We start from the raw sequence: 16,670 nt of genomic DNA, 5'->3' as shown, positions 1-16,670 counted from the left end.
AAAATTGATTTCAATACCGCCCCTCGAGGGCTTTACCTTATAGCGCCATGTTGGAGGTTGCATCATGGCTTTTCCTTCTTTGTCCATTGGAGACCTGACCGCTAAAATGCCCATCGTCCAAGGCGGCATGGGTGTTGGCATTTCCCTTTCCGGCCTCGCCTCTGCTGTTGCCAATCAGGGCGGCATCGGCGTCATCGCCGGAGCCATGATCGGGATGAAAGAGCCCGACGTGGCCAAGAACCCCATCGAAGCCAACCTGCGCGCCCTGCGCCAGGAGCTGACCAAGGCCCGGGAAAAGACCCAGGGCATCATCGGCGTCAACATCATGGTGGCGCTGACCACGTTCAGCCAGATGGTGCGCACGGCCATCGAAAACCGTGCCGACATCATCTTTTCCGGTGCCGGTCTGCCCCTGGAGATGCCCAAGCATCTCCTGCAGGCCTGCGAAGAAAAAAAGGAAGAGTTCAAGACCAAGCTGGTCCCCATCGTCTCTTCCGCCCGCGCGGCGACCCTGATCGCCCGCAAGTGGCTCTCCCGCTTCGACTACCTGCCCGACGCCTTCGTGGTGGAAGGCCCCAAGGCCGGCGGCCACCTCGGCTTCAAGCGTGAAGAGATCAACGACCCGAACTTCGCCCTGGAAGTCCTGGTCCCCCAGGTGGTCGAAGCCGCCAAGCGCCTTGAAGACCAGAAAGGCCGCGCCGTGCCCGTCATCGCCGCCGGCGGCATCTACACCGGCGAAGACATCAAAAAATTCCTCGACCTCGGCGCTTCCGGCGTCCAGATGGGGACCCGCTTCGTGGCCACCAAGGAATGTGATGCCGATGACCGCTTCAAGCAGAGCTACATTGCTGCCCGCGAGGAAGACATCACCATCATCAAGAGCCCGGTGGGCATGCCCGGCCGCGCCCTGCAGAACGACTTCATCGAGGCCGCCCGCCAGGGCAACAAAAAGCCCTTCAAATGCGTCTTCCACTGCGTGCATACCTGCACCTGCGACCAGGAAAAGACGCCCTACTGCATCGCCCAGGCCCTCATCAGCGCCATGAAGGGCAACCTGGAACGCGGCTTCGCCTTCTGCGGCGCCAACGTGGCCCGGGTCAACAGCATCGTTTCCGTCAAGGAACTGATGGAATCCCTGCAGCAGGAATTCGACCAGACCATCAGCAAGGGCAAGCAGACCCTGCAGGGCCTGCTGAAGTAACGCCCGCCTCATCCATCATCCTGGGGCCGGCCCTGCCGGCCCCTTTTTTTGCCTCTGGAGGACCATGGATGACACCCTTCCCCTGGTGGACAGCGCCACGCTGCCCGATGCTGAAAAAAAACGCCTGCGGAACAGCCATCCCCTGTACGGGCGCATGAACGGCGAAGTGATCTGGATGGCTTATGAAGAACTGGGCTATGATGCCGAGGCCTGCGCCACGGTCATGGATACCGAGCTGGATCTGCGCCACCGCACCGTCAGCCTCATGGCCACGCTGGAGCAATCCCCGGATGCCTGCTGCGTGCTGGAACTGCCGGATGCCCCCTGTGCTTCCTGCACCGCCTGCCCGGATCTGACACGGCTTGCCATCGACGCCGCGACACCACAGTGGCGGCAGTGGCTGCCCCCCTACGCCATCGGCTGCCGCGTCCATGCCCGCCTGCTGTCGCATACGGAAGCCGGACAGGCAGGATGTCGCCCTCCGGAAGGGGCCGCCCTGCCCCGGCGCCAGATGCTCTGCCCATGCCTGGCGCCCGAAAAATAGCCCGCAGCAAAGAAATTTGGGCTTTTCCCGGAAAAAGGCTTGCCTTTTTGGCAAAGCTTGGGTAAAGGAACTGCTTGCGCGGCCATGCTGGATGCATGGCTCATTGCCTGCGCAATGCGCGGCCGCTGTTACCCGGCTTTGCCGCATAAACGATACACACAGTTTTCTGCATATACGGAGGACATCATGAGCAAAGAATGCGATTTCTGCGGCAAAAAGCCCCAGGTCGGCAATCTTGTCAGCCATTCCAACATCAAGACCAAGCGCCGCTTCAACCCCAACCTGCAGCGCGTGCGTCATCAGTTCGCTGACGGCACCGTGCGCACCCTGACCGTGTGTACCCGTTGCCTGCGCTCCGGTGTGGTGACCAAGCCCGCCGCCCGCGCCAAGCAGGACTAACTTGTTTTTTGTCCGCAAAGCCCCGGTTGCCACTGCAATCGGGGCTTTTTTGCTATGAAGCCCCGCCTTCTGCGCCTGCCTGCCCCTTTTGCGGGGTACTGGCACGCCCAGCGCCGCCCGCGTCCCCTGCCGTTCCACTGGCGTTCCCTCACCGGCCCCGAGGGGATCACCTCCTACAACCAGCGCCAGGAAATGATCCTCGTGCTCAGCGCCTGCGGTCTGCCCCATCAGCTATGGCGCTTCCGCCAAAAAGAATACATCTATGTACCTGCCCTGCTGGAAGGTCTGGCCCGGCAGGAGTTGCAGCACTTCCATGCGGAAAAGCAGCGCCCTCCGGCACTCCGCGGCCTGCCGCCCGCGCTCCATGCCCGCTGCTGGCTGGCTGCCCTGCCCCTGCTCCTGCTCGTCCTCTGGCACGGCCTGCGCAGCGGCTGGTGGCCGCTGCCCGACGGGCTGCCCCTCCCAATGGGCTGGGAACAGGCCGGAGCGCTGGACAACGTCCGCCTGCGCATCTACGGAGAATGGCAACGCCTGTTCACGGCCCTGACCCTGCATGCCGACGCCGCCCACCTGGGCGGCAATGTCCTGCTGGGCGGCATCATGCTGCCCCTGCTGGCCCGGCTGACAGGTCCGGGACGGGCCCTGCTGCTGACCGTGCTGGGCGGCGGGCTCGGCAATCTGCTCACCGTGGCGCTGCGACGGGAATTCGTCCTCAGCCTGGGCTTTTCCACGGCTGTCTTCGCGGCCATCGGAGCCCTGGCCGGGTATATGGTCCTGCATCATGAAAGCAAGCGCTACCTGCCGCTGGCGGCCGGCGTAGGCATTCTGGCCATGTGGGGCATGGGCGAAGGGAACGTGGACTATCTGGCCCACATCTGCGGCCTGGTGGCCGGCATGACCCTCGGTTTCTGGGAGGCTCTGCGTACCAGACGGCGCTGGCCGGGCCTGCCGCAATGGCTGTCCGCCCTGCTGGCCCTGCTCTTGCCCGTGCTGGCCTGGATACAGGCTTTTCAACAGGGATGACGGCGAAACCATCTCCCTCCGGCACTGTCCGCCACCACGGATGGCGACCGAAAAAAGCTGCGTCCGCATGGCAATGCCGTGCAGGACGCAGCTTTTTTATGGCAAGGTGATGAAGGATCTGTTCCCCGGAAGCGCCCGGCAGCTCCTAGAACATGTCCAGTCTGGTCACGGCCAAAAAGCCGCAGACAGCCACGAACATTCCCGTAAGGCAGGCATACGCCCGGCGGGTGCGCAAAGAAAGGATGCCGCCCACCATGCTGGCAGCAAACAGTACGGGCCAGCCCATCTGCCCTTCAAAAAGGAATATCGCCTCTCCCAGCAGATCACAGGCCAGCCACAAGGCCACATAGCACAGCATGTAGAGCGAGAACTGCCAGGCAGCGCGCACCACGGCCCCCAGCGCTACGGCCTGCCCCGGCGTACAGCCGCGACCGGAAGTGAACCACGCCGTGACCAGATCCACCAACGGATTGAGGGCCACCCGCTGGTAGCGCTCCGCATAGCTGGCGCCGTAAGCCGCGAATACCGCGAACATCAGGGGGGCCAGGAACTGATGGGCCTTAGACCAGCCCGGGATGATGGACAGGGGAAAAAGCAGCAGGAAGGCCAGGGTCCCGAAAGGCGGGACCACACTGCCCAGGGCGATGACATCGAGCCAGAGCAGCTCCACCACGATCCCCAGCGAGAGCGCGGGCTGCCACTGGCCGGAAAGGCCGCCCAGCAACAGGGCCCAGAACAGGGGCCTGTCAGCCAGCCTGAAGACAAAGGAGGAACGGGCTACCCCCGCGAGGACAAAAAAAAAGCGTATTGCACGCCCAGCCAGAGGGCATCAGAGAAGCTGCTCATAAGCATCCCGGATTTTGTCGGAAGGCACACAGCGGAAATCCAGCTCTACCTGCTGTTGCAGCATGGCCCGCAAGTCCTCCCTGTCCTGTTCGGAAAGGGCCACATGCGGAAAGACCTGGATCTTGCCCGGTGCGTAGTGCAGATTGCCGATATTGAGGGCCCGGATGTCGACGCCGCTCTCCAGGGCCCTGCGGGCATCCTGGCAGTCGGCAAAGAGGACGAGGCTGCTCTCGCCACAGCAGGCCAGGGTCTCAAGCAGGGCGTCCACCGGTACGAAGTGGATGGCCACCTGCTCCGGCACGGCCAAGGAGACGATCTGCTGCTGCAGAAGGTCCGCCGACATGGCGTCATTGGCAACTATCAGGTGCCGGGCGGCCACATAGGGCAGCCAGCCTTCGATGACCTGCCCGTGCACCAGACGGTTGTCCACTCTGAACCAGAGCATACGGATCAATCGCCTGTTTTTTCTTTGTTCCGGGAACGCAGCATGCTGCCGGCCACGACGATGCCCTTGGTTCCGGCCTCTCCGGCCAGCTTGGCCAGCTCGGCCAGGGGCTTTTCGCGACAGGTGAAGACCTTGAGCAGCATGGGCAGGTTGACGCCGGTGACGACTTCCACATTATGGCTCCCCAGCAGGGAGAGGGCCAGATTGGTGGGGGTGCCGCCGAACATGTCGGTGAGGATGATGACCCCGGCGCCCTTGTCCAGCCGCTGGGCGGCATCATCCAGACGGCGCACGGTCTCGGGCACTTCCTGGGCGATGTCCACGCTGATGGAGGTGCAGTCGCTCAGGGTACCAAGGATGAACTCCGCCGTGCGCAGCATGGCAGAGCCATAGTCGGCATGAGCGACAACGATGATGCCGACCTGGGTGGAAGATTGCTGTTCCGACATGACATACCTCGCGCTGGAACTGAAATTTCTGCAAAATGCAGCACGTAAGGCCAAGAGTGCCAGCTTTCCTAGCCAAGTTCAAGGTGCCTGTGCTCGATACTGGCCGGATAATCCGCCTGACGCAGCATCTGGAACAGGGCCTCGGCCGTGGCGACGGAACGGTGGCGGCCACCGGTACAGCCCACGGCGATGGCGACCCGGTAGCGGCCTTCCGCTTCCATCTGCGGCAGCATGAAGCGCACCAGGTCAAAAAGCTTCTTCTCGAATTCCTGCGCGGCCTCGGGGGCAAAGACATAGTCACGGACAGCCTTGTCCTTGCCGCTGAGGGGACGCAATTTTTCTACAAAATAGGGATTGGGCAAAAAGCGCAGGTCAAAGACGAAATCCGCCTCGCGCGGGACGCCGTACTTGAAGCCGAACGAGATGACGTTGACCCGGATGGCCCGCAGCTTGCCCGACGTCCTGCTCCAGCGCTTCTGGATGGCGCGGCGCAGGTCATGGATGGAAAAACGGCTGGTATCTATGACCAGATCCGCCATCTCGCGCACGGGGGCCAGACGCGTGCGTTCCTCGTGCAGGGCATCCTCAAGGCCCATGCCCTCACGCTCCAGCGGATGGGGCCGGCGGGTGGTGGCATAACGGCGCATGAGCTCCTGCGCTCCGGCTTCCAGAAAAAGCAGTATGGGCCGGACCCCGTGCTCGGAAAGCTGGGCAAGGGCCACATTGAGCTCTTCCAGAAAGTCCTGCTGGCGCATGTCCATGCCCAGGGCCATGCCCCGGAAGCGTTCCATGGATCCGCGCCGCATCATCTCCACCATCTCGACGGCCAGCCCGGCAGGCAACCCGTCCACAGTGAAATAGCGCAGGTCTTCAAAGACCCGCAGCGCCGTACTTTTACCGGCCCCCGAAAGGCCGGTGACTATACAGACCTGGACAGGCGCTGCCGCGCCCTCGGATGGTGTCTGGCTCATGGCAATCTCGAAGGGGCCCCCTTGCGGGGGCCCCGAAGTCTTTACAGGACGGGGTCGATGACGGCATAGCCGCCGATGCGACGGCGGTACACCACATTGACGCGGTCGGTCTCGGCATTGATGAAGACCAGGAACTCACTGCCGATGGATTCCAGCTGCATCAGGGCTTCGTCCAGATGCAGGGGCTTGGGCGCAAAGCGCTCGGTGCCCACCACGGCGGGTTCTTCATCGGGATCGGCTTCCAGGTTGTAGGTGAAGACGTCCACGCTGGCGTTGCGGGCCTGACGGCGCTGTTCCTTGACGCGCGAGACGTGCTTCTTGATCTGGGCCTCGACCTTGTCCACCACAAGGTCGATGGCGGCGTACATGTCGGAAGACTGCTCGGAAGCACTCAGGTGCAGCCCCTCGCCGGCGATGGTCACTTCACAGCGATGCCGGAACTTGTCCACAGTAAGCACAACACCGACTTCCAGTCCGGAAGCCTTGCCAAAAAAGCGTCCCATCTTCTCCATGCGGCGACGGGCATACTTCTTCAGATGATCGGAGGCCTCGAAGTTCTTGAAAGTGAAAGCAATGTTCATAGAACCTCCCGTGGTGCAGGAATCAGAAATGTTCCTTGCGCTTTGAGGATGAGGGGATGTTCAGCGCCGTGCGGTATTTGGCCACCGTGCGCCGTGCGATATTGACCTTCAACTGTTCCTTGAGCAGCTCGCCGAGCCGCTCGTCGCTCAGGGGCGATTTGGGATCTTCGCCAGCGATGAACTTTTTGATCAGAGCCTTGACGCTCTCTGAGCCTACCTGACTTCCATCGTCCAGTTCAAGCCCGCTGTTGAAGAAAAATTTCAGTTCGAAGATGCCGTGCGGCGTCGCCACATACTTGTTGGTGGTGATGCGGCTGACCGTGGATTCATGCATCCCGATATCGTCGGCGATATCCTTGAGGATGAGCGGCGCGAGCTTGGTGACGCCGTCACGGAAAAAGGGCTGCTGATGTTTGACGATGCTCTCCACCACTTTATACAGCGTCCGCTGCCGCTGGTACAGACTGCGGATGAGCCAGGATGCGGAACGCACCTTTTCTGAAACGTAGTCCTTCTCTTTTTCATTACAGGAGGGAACGCCATCACGCAACATGCTGGAGAGCTGCAGATGCGGCAAACCATCTTCATTGAGCAGGATGACGAACTCGTCACCGACGCTGTACACGAAGACGTCAGGGCTTACATAGGTGGGCTCGCTGCCGTCGAAGCTGGCACCGGGCAGGGGCTCCAGGGACTGGATGATGTCCAGGTACTCGCGCAGGCCTTCCATATCCAGCTTGAACTTGCGCAGCAGGGGCTTGTAGCGGTGGGCTTCCAGATCTTCCAGATGCGACTGCACCAGTTCCAGCAGGATGGGGTCACGGTCGTAGCGCAGGCTCTTCAGCTGCACCAGCAGACATTCGCGGGCATCCCGGGCCGCCACGCCCACCGGGTCGAAAAGCTGTACGCGCTCCAGCACGGTCTGCACGGCCTCCGGCGTGGTGGACGCCATCTCGGCGATCTCTTCCACGCTGGCCCGCAGATAGCCCGACGAGCCCAGATTGCCGATGATGATCTCGCCGATCTCCTTCTGCTCGTCCGTCAGGGTAGAAAGATGCAGCTGCCAGAGCAGATGGCCTTCCAGCGTGGGCTTGGCCGAGTAACGGGCCTCCAGGGGAGAGATCTCTTCCGCGATCTCCAGTTCCCGCCCCTGCGAGGTGCGCGGCGTGCTGGCGAATTCGCCGAGATATTCCTCCCAGTCGGCATTGCGGGAAAGGTCTTCGTCATAGACTTCGTCCTGGGGCTTCTCGTGCCGCGGCTCCTCCTGATCCTGCGGAGCCACGGGCTCATTGGCTGGGGCCTCTTCCAGGAAGGGGTTCTCCAGCAATTCCTGCTGGACGGTCTCCAGAAGTTCGACACGAGAAAGCTGCAACAGCTTGATGGCCTGCTGCAGCTGGGGGGTCATGACCAGCTGCTGCGACAATTTGAGTTGTTGACGAAGTTCCAATGCCATGGGGTGCTATCCTGTCAGTAAAAATTTTCTACGTTTCAAATACCATGCCACATGCTGCACCAATAGGCAAGGGAGGCTGGCCTGGGAGCACAAAAAAGGGAATATTTCAAGTCATTGCATAAAAAAGGACGCCCCGCGCCAGCGGAGCGTCCTGAACGGCTTTTCTTGCACAAAAGCCCTATTTCTTGTGGTTGTTCTTGGCGGCCTTGATGAATTCGCGGAACAGGGGATGCGCCGCCATGGGACGGGACTTGAACTCGGGATGGAACTGGCAGCCCAGGAACCAGGGATGGTCGGGCAGTTCCACGATCTCCATCAGGGAGCCGTCGGGGGCGGTGCCGCTGAAGACCATGCCCTTTTCTTCCAGCAGATCCTTGAAGGCGTTGTTGAACTCGTAGCGGTGACGGTGGCGTTCTTCCACCAGTTCCTTGCCGTACGCTTCAAAGGCACGGGTATCGGGGATGATCTTGCAGGGGTAGGCGCCCAAGCGCATGGTGCCGCCCTTGTCGCTCTCGGCGTCGCGCTTTTCCAAGTTCTTGGTGCGGAAGTCGAACCATTCGGTCATCAGGTAGATGACCTTGTGGGCGCTCAGGGGATCGAATTCTTCGGAGTTGGCGTCTTCCAGACCGGCCACGTGACGGGCGAACTCGATGACCGCACACTGCATGCCCAGACAGATGCCGAAGAAGGGGATGCGGTTCTCACGGGCATAACGGATGGCGGCGATCTTGCCTTCCACGCCGCGGTAACCGAAGCCGCCGGGCACCAGGATGCCGTCGCAGCCGGCAAAGGTGGCGGCCACGTTGCCGTCGTCCACGTTCTCGGAATTGACGTAGCGCAGGTTCACGGAAACGCGGTTGGCCACGCCGCCGTGGATCAGGGCTTCATGCAGGCTCTTGTAGGCTTCCTTCAGGTCCACATACTTGCCCACGATGGCGATGGTCACGCTGCCCTGGGGATTGGCACAGTCGTAGACCAGCTTTTTCCAGTCTTCCAGGTGGGCGTTGCGCGCGGGCAGGCGCAGCATGATGGCCACTTTCTGATCGAAGCCTTCCTCGTAGAAACGCAGGGGCACTTCATAGATGTTGCCCACGTCCACGGAGGAGAACACGGCATCCTGATCCACGTTGCAGAACAGGGCGATCTTGCGGCGCATCTCTTCGGGGATGCTGTGCTCGCAGCGGCAGAGGATGATGTCGGGCTGGATGCCAATGGAAAGCAGTTCCTTGACGCTGTGCTGGGTGGGCTTGGTCTTGTGCTCACCGGCGGCCTTGAGGTAGGGCACCAGCGTCAGATGGATGTTCAGACAGTTGTCGCGGCCCAGCTCGGACTTGAGCTGGCGGATGGCTTCCAGGAAGGGCAGGCCTTCGATGTCGCCCACGGTGCCGCCGATCTCGATGATGGCCACGTCAGGGGCGTTGTCGCCTTCGGCCAGGGAAAGCACGGTGCGCTTGATCTCGTCGGTGATGTGGGGGATCACCTGCACGGTGCCGCCCAGGTAATCGCCCCGGCGTTCCTTGGCGATCACGTGGTTGTAGATGGCACCGGAAGTGGTATTGTTCTTGCGCGACATGGGCACGTTGAGGTAACGCTCGTAGTGGCCCAGGTCCAGGTCGGTCTCGGCCCCGTCATCGGTCACGAACACTTCGCCGTGCTGGAAGGGATTCATGGTGCCGGGGTCAACATTGATATACGGATCCAGCTTTTGGATGGTGACGGAAAGTCCCCGGGTCTGCAACAGGGCGCCCAGCGAAGCCGCGGCAAGGCCCTTGCCCAGGGAAGACAACACACCGCCCGTAACAAAAATGAACTTGGTTTTCATGAACTCCTACCTTTTGATGACATACAGCGGACCGTGGTCCGGACCGCATGTGCTGCGCCCGGGCAAACCGCCCTCGCGCAATCGGGAGGTTTTACACCAATCCGAATCATTTTACCAGCATTGACTATTATAAACTTTGCAGGTAGTCTCTTTTTCCATTTCTATAGTGGCCCTTTGTGGCTACCGCTTGCAAGGAGGCTTCTGCCGCATGGGCACAGTCAATACTCTCGTCATCACCGGCTATGGCACCAATTCCCATCTCGAAACCGCCCACGCCGCCCGTCTCGCGGGTGCCGACCGCGCTGACGTCGTGCACTTTTCCGACATCGTGGCCGCCAAAGTCCGCCTGAGCGATTACCATTTTCTCGTGTTCCCCGGCGGGTTCCTGGATGGTGACGACCTGGGTGCCGCCCAGGCTGCCAGCATGCGCTGGCGCTATCTGAAGGACAGCACGGGCACTCCCCTGCTCCAGTCCCTGACCGAATTCATCAACGACGGCAAACTGATCCTGGGCATCTGTAACGGCTTCCAGCTTCTGGTCAAGCTGGGCGTGCTGCCCGCCCTGGACAACAACCGTTTCGAGCGCCAGGTCTCTCTGAGCCACAACGACTCCGCCCGTTACGAAGACCGCTGGGTGCACCTGCTGCCCAACCCCAAGAGCCCCTGCGTCTTCACCAAGGATCTGCCCATGATGGCCATGCCCGTGCGCCACGGCGAGGGCAAGCTCATCGCCCGTGACGACGCCACCCTGCAGCGCCTGGCCGATGAAAACCTCATCGCCCTGCAGTATGCCGATCCCGAGACCGGCAAGGCGACCATGGAATATCCGCTCAACCCCAACGGTTCCAGCCTGGCCATCGCCGGCCTGACGGATCCCAGCGGGCGCGTGCTGGGCCTCATGCCCCACCCCGAAGCGTTCCACCATGTGACCAACTATCCCACCTGGACCCGCGGCTCCATCGACGTGCCCCCGGCCACCCAGCTGTTCTCCAACGCCGTGCGCTACCTGCGCGCCCTTTAATATAAGGAAGGGAGGGGACTTCCCGCTTGACAGTGGGCTCAGGGCCAGCTAAATTCTTTGAACCATTTTGCTGGTTACGGCCCCAGTGGTCGCAGACACAGGTGTCGATCATTTGCAGCGAGCCTGCCGCCCTTTGCTTTTGAAAGCACTTTTCTGGTTTCAGGGAAGTGCTTTTTTACTGTGAGGGATCGATATGCATATAGCAGAGATCATTAGCATCATAGAACAGATGGCCCCCCTGCAGGGCGCCGCGTCCTGGGACGTTTCGGGCCTGCAGGTGGCCGCGCACAGGACCGACGCCACGCGTCTGGCTGTCTGCCTCGATCCGAGCCCGGCTTCCGTCTCGGCCGCGCTCGAGCTCGGTGCGCAGTGCATCCTCAGCCATCATCCGCTGGCGCTCAAGCCTTCGCTGCCCAACCGCATCGACCATTACCACGAAGTCCTGCGCCTGCTGCTGACCAACGATGTGCCGCTTTACGCCGCGCATACCTCGCTGGACGTCAACAGCGACGGCCCGGTGTCCTGGCTGGCCCGCGAGCTGCATCTGAACAATCTGGCCGTGCTGGAACCCACCGGCCCCGGCACGGTGGATCTGCCGCACGGCTTCGGCCTGGCCGGCGATCTGGCCGAGCCCGTGGACCTGCGGCAGCTGGCCGGCATGCTGGCCGCGCACATCGACCTGAGCACCGCCACCGTCAGCGGCCCCTGCCCGGAAAGCATCCGGCGGGTGGCCTACTGCACCGGTTCGGGATCCTCCCTGCTGGAGGAGGCCCGCGCCGCGGGTGCCGACATTTTCATCACCGGCGACGTCAAATACCATACGGCGCTGGATACGCAACTTTGTCTTTTCGACGTGGGCCATCACAGCCTGGAAGAAGAAATGATGCGGCGTGCCGCCATCCACCTGCAGCACGCCTGCCCGATGCTCGAAGTCGTCTTCGTGCCTTCGGCCTCCCCTTTCCAGCCTGTCCATCCCCGCGTTCTTTAGGAGGAACCTCATGAGCACCGCTGTCTACCTTGACCAGATCCGCCAGCTTGTCGAGCTGCAGAAAGTGGACGACGCCATCTTTGCCGTGCGTCAGGAACTGGAATCCGCTCCCCGCCAGCTGGACGAGCTGCAGGCCAAATTCGATGCCAGCAACGCCCAGCGCGAACGCATCGTGGAAAAGCTGACCCACCTGCAGGAACAGCAGAAGCGCCTCGCCATGGAGATCGACGACGACTCCGCCCGCATCAAGAAGAGCAAGAACAAGCTCATGCAGGTGGAAAACACGCGCGAATACCATGCCATGATGCGCGAAATGGACAGCATGGAAAAGATCAACCGCTCCCGTGAGGAAGAAAAGATGACCCTCATGGAAGAGGTGCAGCGCCAGAACGAAGCCCTGGCCGAGCTGGACCTGACCCATGGCGCCCTCCAGGCCGAACTGGAAGTGCGCCGCGACGGCCTGGAAGAAAAGATCCAGCTGGCCCAGGCCAAGCTGGCCGAACTGGAAGAAAAGCGCCAGCATGCCGCCGGCGTCATCCCCCAGCCCGTCTTCGTGCGGTACGAATTCATCCGCAAGCGTCTTGAGCATCCCGTCATCGTCGGTGTGCGCGAAGGCATCTGCTCCGGCTGCCACATCGCCATCCCGCCGCAGTCCTTCATCGAACTGCAGCGCGGCCAGCAGATCCTGAGCTGCCCCAACTGCCAGCGCCTGATCTTCTGGAACGAGCACTTCCCGGATATGGAACTGCAGGCCGCTCCGGCCAAACCCAAGACTCTGGTGGACTAAAAATCAACAGGCAGGAGCCGGACAGATCGCCGCTGCGGGCATTGGCCCGGAGAGGAAAGTCCGGGCTCCACAGGGCAGGACGCTGGATAACGTCCAGGAAGGGCGACCTTCGGACAGCGCCACAGAAAGCAAACCGCCCGGCCGGTCCCGTACCGGCCGGGTAAGGGTGAAACGGTGGAGTAAGAGACCACCAGATGCCGTGGTGACACGGCATGCTCGGCATACCCCGTCTGGAGCAAGGCCAAATAGGGAAGGAGGCTGGCCCGGCCATACCTTCCGGGTAGGCTGCTTGAGAGGGCAGGCAACTGCTCTTCTAGAGGAATGGCGATCGCGCGCCCCGGCGCGAACAGAACCCGGCTTATCGTTCGACTCCTGCCTGTTTTTTTGCGAGTACAGCATGACACGAATTCCCGTCCGTCCCTGGGCCCTCGTTCTGGCCGCAGGACAGGGCAAGCGCCTGTCCGCCGCTACAGGCGGCCACTCCAAACAGTTCCTGCTCTGGAAAGGGGTTCCCCTTTACTGGCATTCAGCCCGCACTCTGGCCCGTTCCGGGGCCGTGGCGGGCCTTGTTTTTGTCTTCCCCCAGGATTGTCTGGAAGAAGAAAAACAGCGCCTGGCCCAGCTGGCCCGCGACGAGGATCCCGGCATCCCCTGGCTGGCCGTGGCCGGCGGGGCGGAACGGCAGGACTCCGTGCGCCACGGGCTGGCCGCCCTGCCCAAGGAAGCCACGCATGTGCTGGTGCACGACAGTGCGCGGCCCTTCATGAGCGCAGCCCTCGTCCACCGTGTGTGCGATGCGCTCGCCGCAGGTGCCGTGGCCGTCATCCCGGGCCTTGCCGTCACGGATACCATAAAGGTCGTCTGCGACGATCTTGTGACGGACACGCCGCCCCGTGCCCGGCTACGTGCCGTGCAGACCCCCCAGGGCTTTGCCCTGCCTCCCCTCCTGGCCGCCCACGATGCCGCCCGGCAGGAAAGCGCCGCCGGACGCGCGGCCACGGACGATGCAGCCCTGATGGAAGCCCACGGGCACCCCGTACTGGTGGTGCCGGGCGAAGCCGCCAATATCAAGATTACCCATCCCGAGGACCTTGCCTTGCTGGAAGAACGCTCCCCCGTCATGCCGGTGCCGCGCGTGGGCATGGGCTATGACGTCCACCGCTACGGCAGCGGCCGCCCCATGAAGCTGGGCGGCATCATCATCCCCAATGCTCCCGAGGTCATCGCCCATTCCGACGGCGACGTCCTGCTCCATGCCCTGATGGATGCCCTGCTGGGCTGCGCGGCCCTGGGCGACATCGGCCGTCTTTTCCCTGATGCCGACGCCCGTTTCGACAATATTTCCTCTGCTGTCCTTCTGGACGACGTGCTGGAACGCTTCCGGGATGCCGGTCTGACCCTCTGCCACGTGGATCTGACCGTCGTGGCCCAGACCCCCAAACTGGCTCCCCATCGTGAAGAGATCCGCAAGAACGTGGCCCGCCTGCTGGGCCTGGGTGCGGACTCGGTCAACATCAAGGCCACCACGGAAGAAAAGCTGGGCTTTACCGGTGCCTGTGAAGGCATCAAGGCCTATGCCGTGGCCACGGCGTTCCAGCTTCCCCCTCACTCGCGCAACACCAAGGAAATGGCATGACCCCCGAGCTGCACCGTCCCTGGTTCTCCCATTACGAACCGTCCGTTCCCCGTACCGTCACTGTTTTCGACCAGCCCCTGTACAGCCTGCTGGATGAGGCCGCCGCACGCTATCCCAAGCGCCCGGCCCTGATCTTCCAGAACACCCGCCTGAGCTACAAGGCCCTGCATGAGGCCGCGGAACGCTTTGCCGGGGCCCTGCGCCGCGCGGGCATCCGGCCGGGCCAGCGCGTGGCCGTCATGCTGCCCAACCTGCCCCAGACCATGATCGCCTTCTGGGGCGTGGTCAAATGCGGGGCCGTGGCCGTGATGGTCAACCCCCTCTACATGGAACGGGAGCTGCTCCAGAACCTCAATGACGCCGGTGCCGAATGCCTTGTCCTGCTGGACATGCTCTGGCCCCGCGTGGCTCCGTTGCGTGACCGTCTGCCCGTCAAGACCTATGTGGTCACCGGCATCGCCGACGCCCTTTCCTTCCCGCTGAACCTCATCTACCGTTTCACCAAGGGCCGCCAGAAGGCCGTCCCCATCCCCTATGATGACAAGGTCATCGCCTGGAAGGACTTCAGCAGGGGCGCCCAGCCCCTGAGCGAACCCATCGCCGACCCGCAGAACACGCCCGCGCTGCTGCAATATACCGGCGGCACCACCGGCATCCCCAAGGGCGTGGCCCTGACCCACAGCAATCTGGGCACCAACTGCCGCCAGATCCTGAGCATCATCCAGGAGACCCCCGAAACGGAACACCGCTTCGTGGGCCTGCTGCCCTTTTTCCACGTCTACGGTCTGACCACGGGCCTGACCATCCCGGCCGCCCTGGCCGCCACGGTGCTGCCCCTGCCCCGCTATGTGCCCCAGGACGTGCTGCACCTCATCGGCAAGCACCGCCCCACGGTCTTCCCCGGTGCGCCCGCGGTCTACAGCTCGCTGCTGCAGCAAAAGACCCTGGGCCAGTATGACCTGACCTGTATCAAGCTTTGCATCTCGGGTTCCGCTCCCCTGCCCCGCGATACTTTCCGCCACTTCCAGGAGCTGACCGGTGCCATTATCCTCGAAGGCTATGGCCTGACGGAAGCCTCGCCCATCACGCATATCAATCCCCGCGAAGACAGCAAGCAGAAAGAAGGCTCCATCGGCATGCCCCTGCCCGGCACCGATGCCCGCATCGTGGACAGCGAAAGCGGCACCGCCCCCCTGCCTGTGGGCAAGCTGGGGGAACTGGTCATCCGTGGCCCGCAGGTCATGCAGGGCTACTGGCACCTGCCCGACGAGACCGCCAGCGCCCTGCGCAACGGCTGGCTCTATACCGGCGACCTGGCCGTCATGGACGAGGAAGGCTATTTCTTCATCATGGACCGCAAGAAGGACATGGTCATCGTGGGCGGCTACAACGTCTATCCGCGTGAAGTGGACGAAGTCCTGCTGGAGCACCCCGACGTGCTGGAAGGCGTGAGCGTCGGCATCCCCGACGGCGTGCGCGGCGAGGCCCTCAAGGCCTATATCGTGCCCCGTCCCGGCGTGGAACTGACCAAGGCCGATATCGTGGGCTGGTGTCGCCAGCGCCTGGCCTCCTACAAGGTGCCCCGCCTGGTGGAATTCCGCGAGGAACTGCCCAAGACCATCGTGGGCAAGGTCCTGCGCCGCGCCCTGCGTGAAGAAGAGATGGCCAAACAGGCCAAGAAAGCTGCCCGCCACGCCGCCCGGCAGGACGGTGCCGCGACCGCCAAGGAGGACTGATGCGACTCCTGGTTCAACGTGTCCTCGAAGCGGCCGTCACTGTAGACGGCCAGACCACCGGCGCCATCGGCAAGGGCCTGCTGGCCATGACCGGCTTTGGTGACGAAGACGGCCCGGACTTCCACCACAGTCCTGTTTTTGAAGGCATGGCGCGCAAGCTACTGGATCTGCGCATCTTCCCCGGCGAAGGAGACCGCTGCGACAAGTTCGACCGCTCCGCCCGGGATTGCGGGGCCGATGTCCTGCTGGTGCCGCAGTTCACGCTGTATGCCGACTGCCGCAAGGGCCGCCGCCCCTCCTTCTCCCATGCCGGCGATCCTGCCTGGTCCCGCGAGATGTTCGACCGCTTCACCCGGAAAGTCAGCGAGGAAAGCGGCCGCCCCGTGCCTACGGGCGTGTTCGGCGCGGACATGCGCGTCCACCTCATCAACTGGGGCCCCGTGACCATATGGCTGGATTCCCGCGAGGTGCTGCCGCATCTGCACACTCAGAAGCCTTGTTTATAGTAAATCTCTCACCGAGTTTAACCAACAGTAATATCCTCTTTTCCGTAAAGAAGAATAAAGGGGCAGCTGCAAAAACAGCTGCCCCTTTTTATGAACAACGCAATTTACGTTTTAACGAATTCGAATATACACAAGGATTTTGTAGGCCATTCGGTAAATCTAGAATTCGTTTTCCTACCAGATCTTGCCTATCATCAGCAACGCGTCCCACAAACTCCCATCGAATAGATTTTTTTCTGGATCCGGTTGATTCTATTTAGAG

At 62.3% G+C, this 16,670-nt stretch carries 17 protein-coding genes and 1 other RNA gene; 11 read left to right on the top strand and 7 right to left on the bottom strand.

All coding sequences use genetic code 11. The features are described from left to right. The first annotated feature begins 64 nt into the window (after window positions 1-64). The 4 genes from ACQRCJ_RS08795 to ACQRCJ_RS08780 all read left to right on the top strand — a co-directional run bounded on the left by ACQRCJ_RS08795 (window position 65) and on the right by ACQRCJ_RS08780 (window position 3,167). Complete coding sequence (locus ACQRCJ_RS08795) at window positions 65-1,201, top strand: NAD(P)H-dependent flavin oxidoreductase (protein WP_427799646.1); 1,137 nt, start codon at window positions 65-67, stop codon at window positions 1,199-1,201. Window positions 1,202-1,265: 64 nt separating this feature from the next. Next, complete coding sequence (locus ACQRCJ_RS08790; RefSeq protein ID WP_303930418.1) at window positions 1,266-1,745, top strand: hypothetical protein; 480 nt, start codon at window positions 1,266-1,268, stop codon at window positions 1,743-1,745. A 186-nt stretch (window positions 1,746-1,931) separates the two neighbouring features. Beyond that, on the top strand, window positions 1,932-2,144 hold the full coding sequence (gene rpmB, locus ACQRCJ_RS08785; protein WP_040369119.1) for a 50S ribosomal protein L28: 213 nt from the start codon (window positions 1,932-1,934) through the stop codon (window positions 2,142-2,144). Window positions 2,145-2,198: 54 nt separating this feature from the next. Beyond that, window positions 2,199-3,167: a rhomboid family intramembrane serine protease gene (locus ACQRCJ_RS08780; RefSeq protein ID WP_303930419.1), complete on the top strand. Its 969-nt coding sequence runs from the start codon at window positions 2,199-2,201 to the stop codon at window positions 3,165-3,167. A 145-nt stretch (window positions 3,168-3,312) separates the two neighbouring features. Here the strand turns inward: ACQRCJ_RS08780 and ACQRCJ_RS08775 are convergent, their stop codons facing one another. From ACQRCJ_RS08775 to ACQRCJ_RS08745, 7 genes are all read right to left on the bottom strand, one after another. Next, on the bottom strand, window positions 3,313-3,891 hold the full coding sequence (locus ACQRCJ_RS08775; RefSeq protein ID WP_303933878.1) for a hypothetical protein: 579 nt from the start codon (window positions 3,889-3,891) through the stop codon (window positions 3,313-3,315). A gap of 105 nt (window positions 3,892-3,996) precedes the next feature. Continuing rightward, window positions 3,997-4,458: a PTS sugar transporter subunit IIB gene (locus ACQRCJ_RS08770; protein ID WP_204625254.1), complete on the bottom strand. Its 462-nt coding sequence runs from the start codon at window positions 4,456-4,458 to the stop codon at window positions 3,997-3,999. 5 nt (window positions 4,459-4,463) lie between these two features. Next, window positions 4,464-4,907, bottom strand: coding sequence for a PTS sugar transporter subunit IIA (locus tag ACQRCJ_RS08765; RefSeq protein WP_006004575.1), 444 nt, complete (start codon window positions 4,905-4,907; stop codon window positions 4,464-4,466). A gap of 68 nt (window positions 4,908-4,975) precedes the next feature. Continuing rightward, entirely contained in the window at window positions 4,976-5,878 is a 903-nt protein-coding gene (rapZ, locus tag ACQRCJ_RS08760; protein WP_303931423.1) for an RNase adapter RapZ, read from the bottom strand. A 41-nt stretch (window positions 5,879-5,919) separates the two neighbouring features. After that, on the bottom strand, window positions 5,920-6,459 hold the full coding sequence (hpf, locus tag ACQRCJ_RS08755; RefSeq protein WP_204625252.1) for a ribosome hibernation-promoting factor, HPF/YfiA family: 540 nt from the start codon (window positions 6,457-6,459) through the stop codon (window positions 5,920-5,922). Between the two features lie 22 nt (window positions 6,460-6,481). Further along, window positions 6,482-7,912, bottom strand: a complete 1,431-nt coding sequence (gene rpoN, locus ACQRCJ_RS08750) for an RNA polymerase factor sigma-54 (RefSeq protein ID WP_204625251.1) — start codon at window positions 7,910-7,912, stop codon at window positions 6,482-6,484. 178 nt (window positions 7,913-8,090) lie between these two features. Continuing rightward, entirely contained in the window at window positions 8,091-9,734 is a 1,644-nt protein-coding gene (locus ACQRCJ_RS08745) for a CTP synthase (protein ID WP_304038447.1), read from the bottom strand. A gap of 208 nt (window positions 9,735-9,942) precedes the next feature. Between ACQRCJ_RS08745 and ACQRCJ_RS08740 the strand changes: the two genes are divergently transcribed. From ACQRCJ_RS08740 to dtd, 7 genes are all read left to right on the top strand, one after another. Next, window positions 9,943-10,755 carry a phosphoribosylformylglycinamidine synthase subunit PurQ gene (locus ACQRCJ_RS08740; protein WP_006004563.1) on the top strand — a complete coding sequence of 271 codons (813 nt, stop codon included), beginning with the start codon at window positions 9,943-9,945 and terminating at the stop codon, window positions 10,753-10,755. Between the two features lie 193 nt (window positions 10,756-10,948). Further along, window positions 10,949-11,743 carry a Nif3-like dinuclear metal center hexameric protein gene (locus ACQRCJ_RS08735; protein ID WP_427799645.1) on the top strand — a complete coding sequence of 265 codons (795 nt, stop codon included), beginning with the start codon at window positions 10,949-10,951 and terminating at the stop codon, window positions 11,741-11,743. 10 nt (window positions 11,744-11,753) lie between these two features. After that, window positions 11,754-12,530 carry a zinc ribbon domain-containing protein gene (locus ACQRCJ_RS08730; protein ID WP_168935761.1) on the top strand — a complete coding sequence of 259 codons (777 nt, stop codon included), beginning with the start codon at window positions 11,754-11,756 and terminating at the stop codon, window positions 12,528-12,530. A 13-nt stretch (window positions 12,531-12,543) separates the two neighbouring features. Beyond that, window positions 12,544-12,907: RNase P RNA component class A (rnpB, locus tag ACQRCJ_RS08725), an RNA gene on the top strand. A 20-nt stretch (window positions 12,908-12,927) separates the two neighbouring features. Continuing rightward, on the top strand, window positions 12,928-14,166 hold the full coding sequence (gene ispD / locus ACQRCJ_RS08720; protein WP_304026074.1) for a 2-C-methyl-D-erythritol 4-phosphate cytidylyltransferase: 1,239 nt from the start codon (window positions 12,928-12,930) through the stop codon (window positions 14,164-14,166). Continuing rightward, a complete protein-coding gene (locus ACQRCJ_RS08715; protein WP_168935763.1) occupies window positions 14,163-15,902 on the top strand; it encodes a long-chain-fatty-acid--CoA ligase in 1,740 nt (579 codons plus the stop codon). Before ispD ends, ACQRCJ_RS08715 begins: the two co-directional genes overlap by 4 nt. Beyond that, window positions 15,902-16,408 carry a D-aminoacyl-tRNA deacylase gene (gene dtd / locus ACQRCJ_RS08710; RefSeq protein ID WP_427799643.1) on the top strand — a complete coding sequence of 169 codons (507 nt, stop codon included), beginning with the start codon at window positions 15,902-15,904 and terminating at the stop codon, window positions 16,406-16,408. Before ACQRCJ_RS08715 ends, dtd begins: the two co-directional genes overlap by 1 nt. Window positions 16,409-16,670 lie beyond the last annotated feature (262 nt).

Origin of the sequence: Desulfovibrio sp. SGI.102 (genome assembly GCF_050314315.1) — a bacterium.
GTDB lineage: Bacteria > Desulfobacterota > Desulfovibrionia > Desulfovibrionales > Desulfovibrionaceae > Desulfovibrio.
Note: the sequence above shows the minus strand (reverse complement) of the source record. Positions and strands in the feature narration are given on the sequence as shown.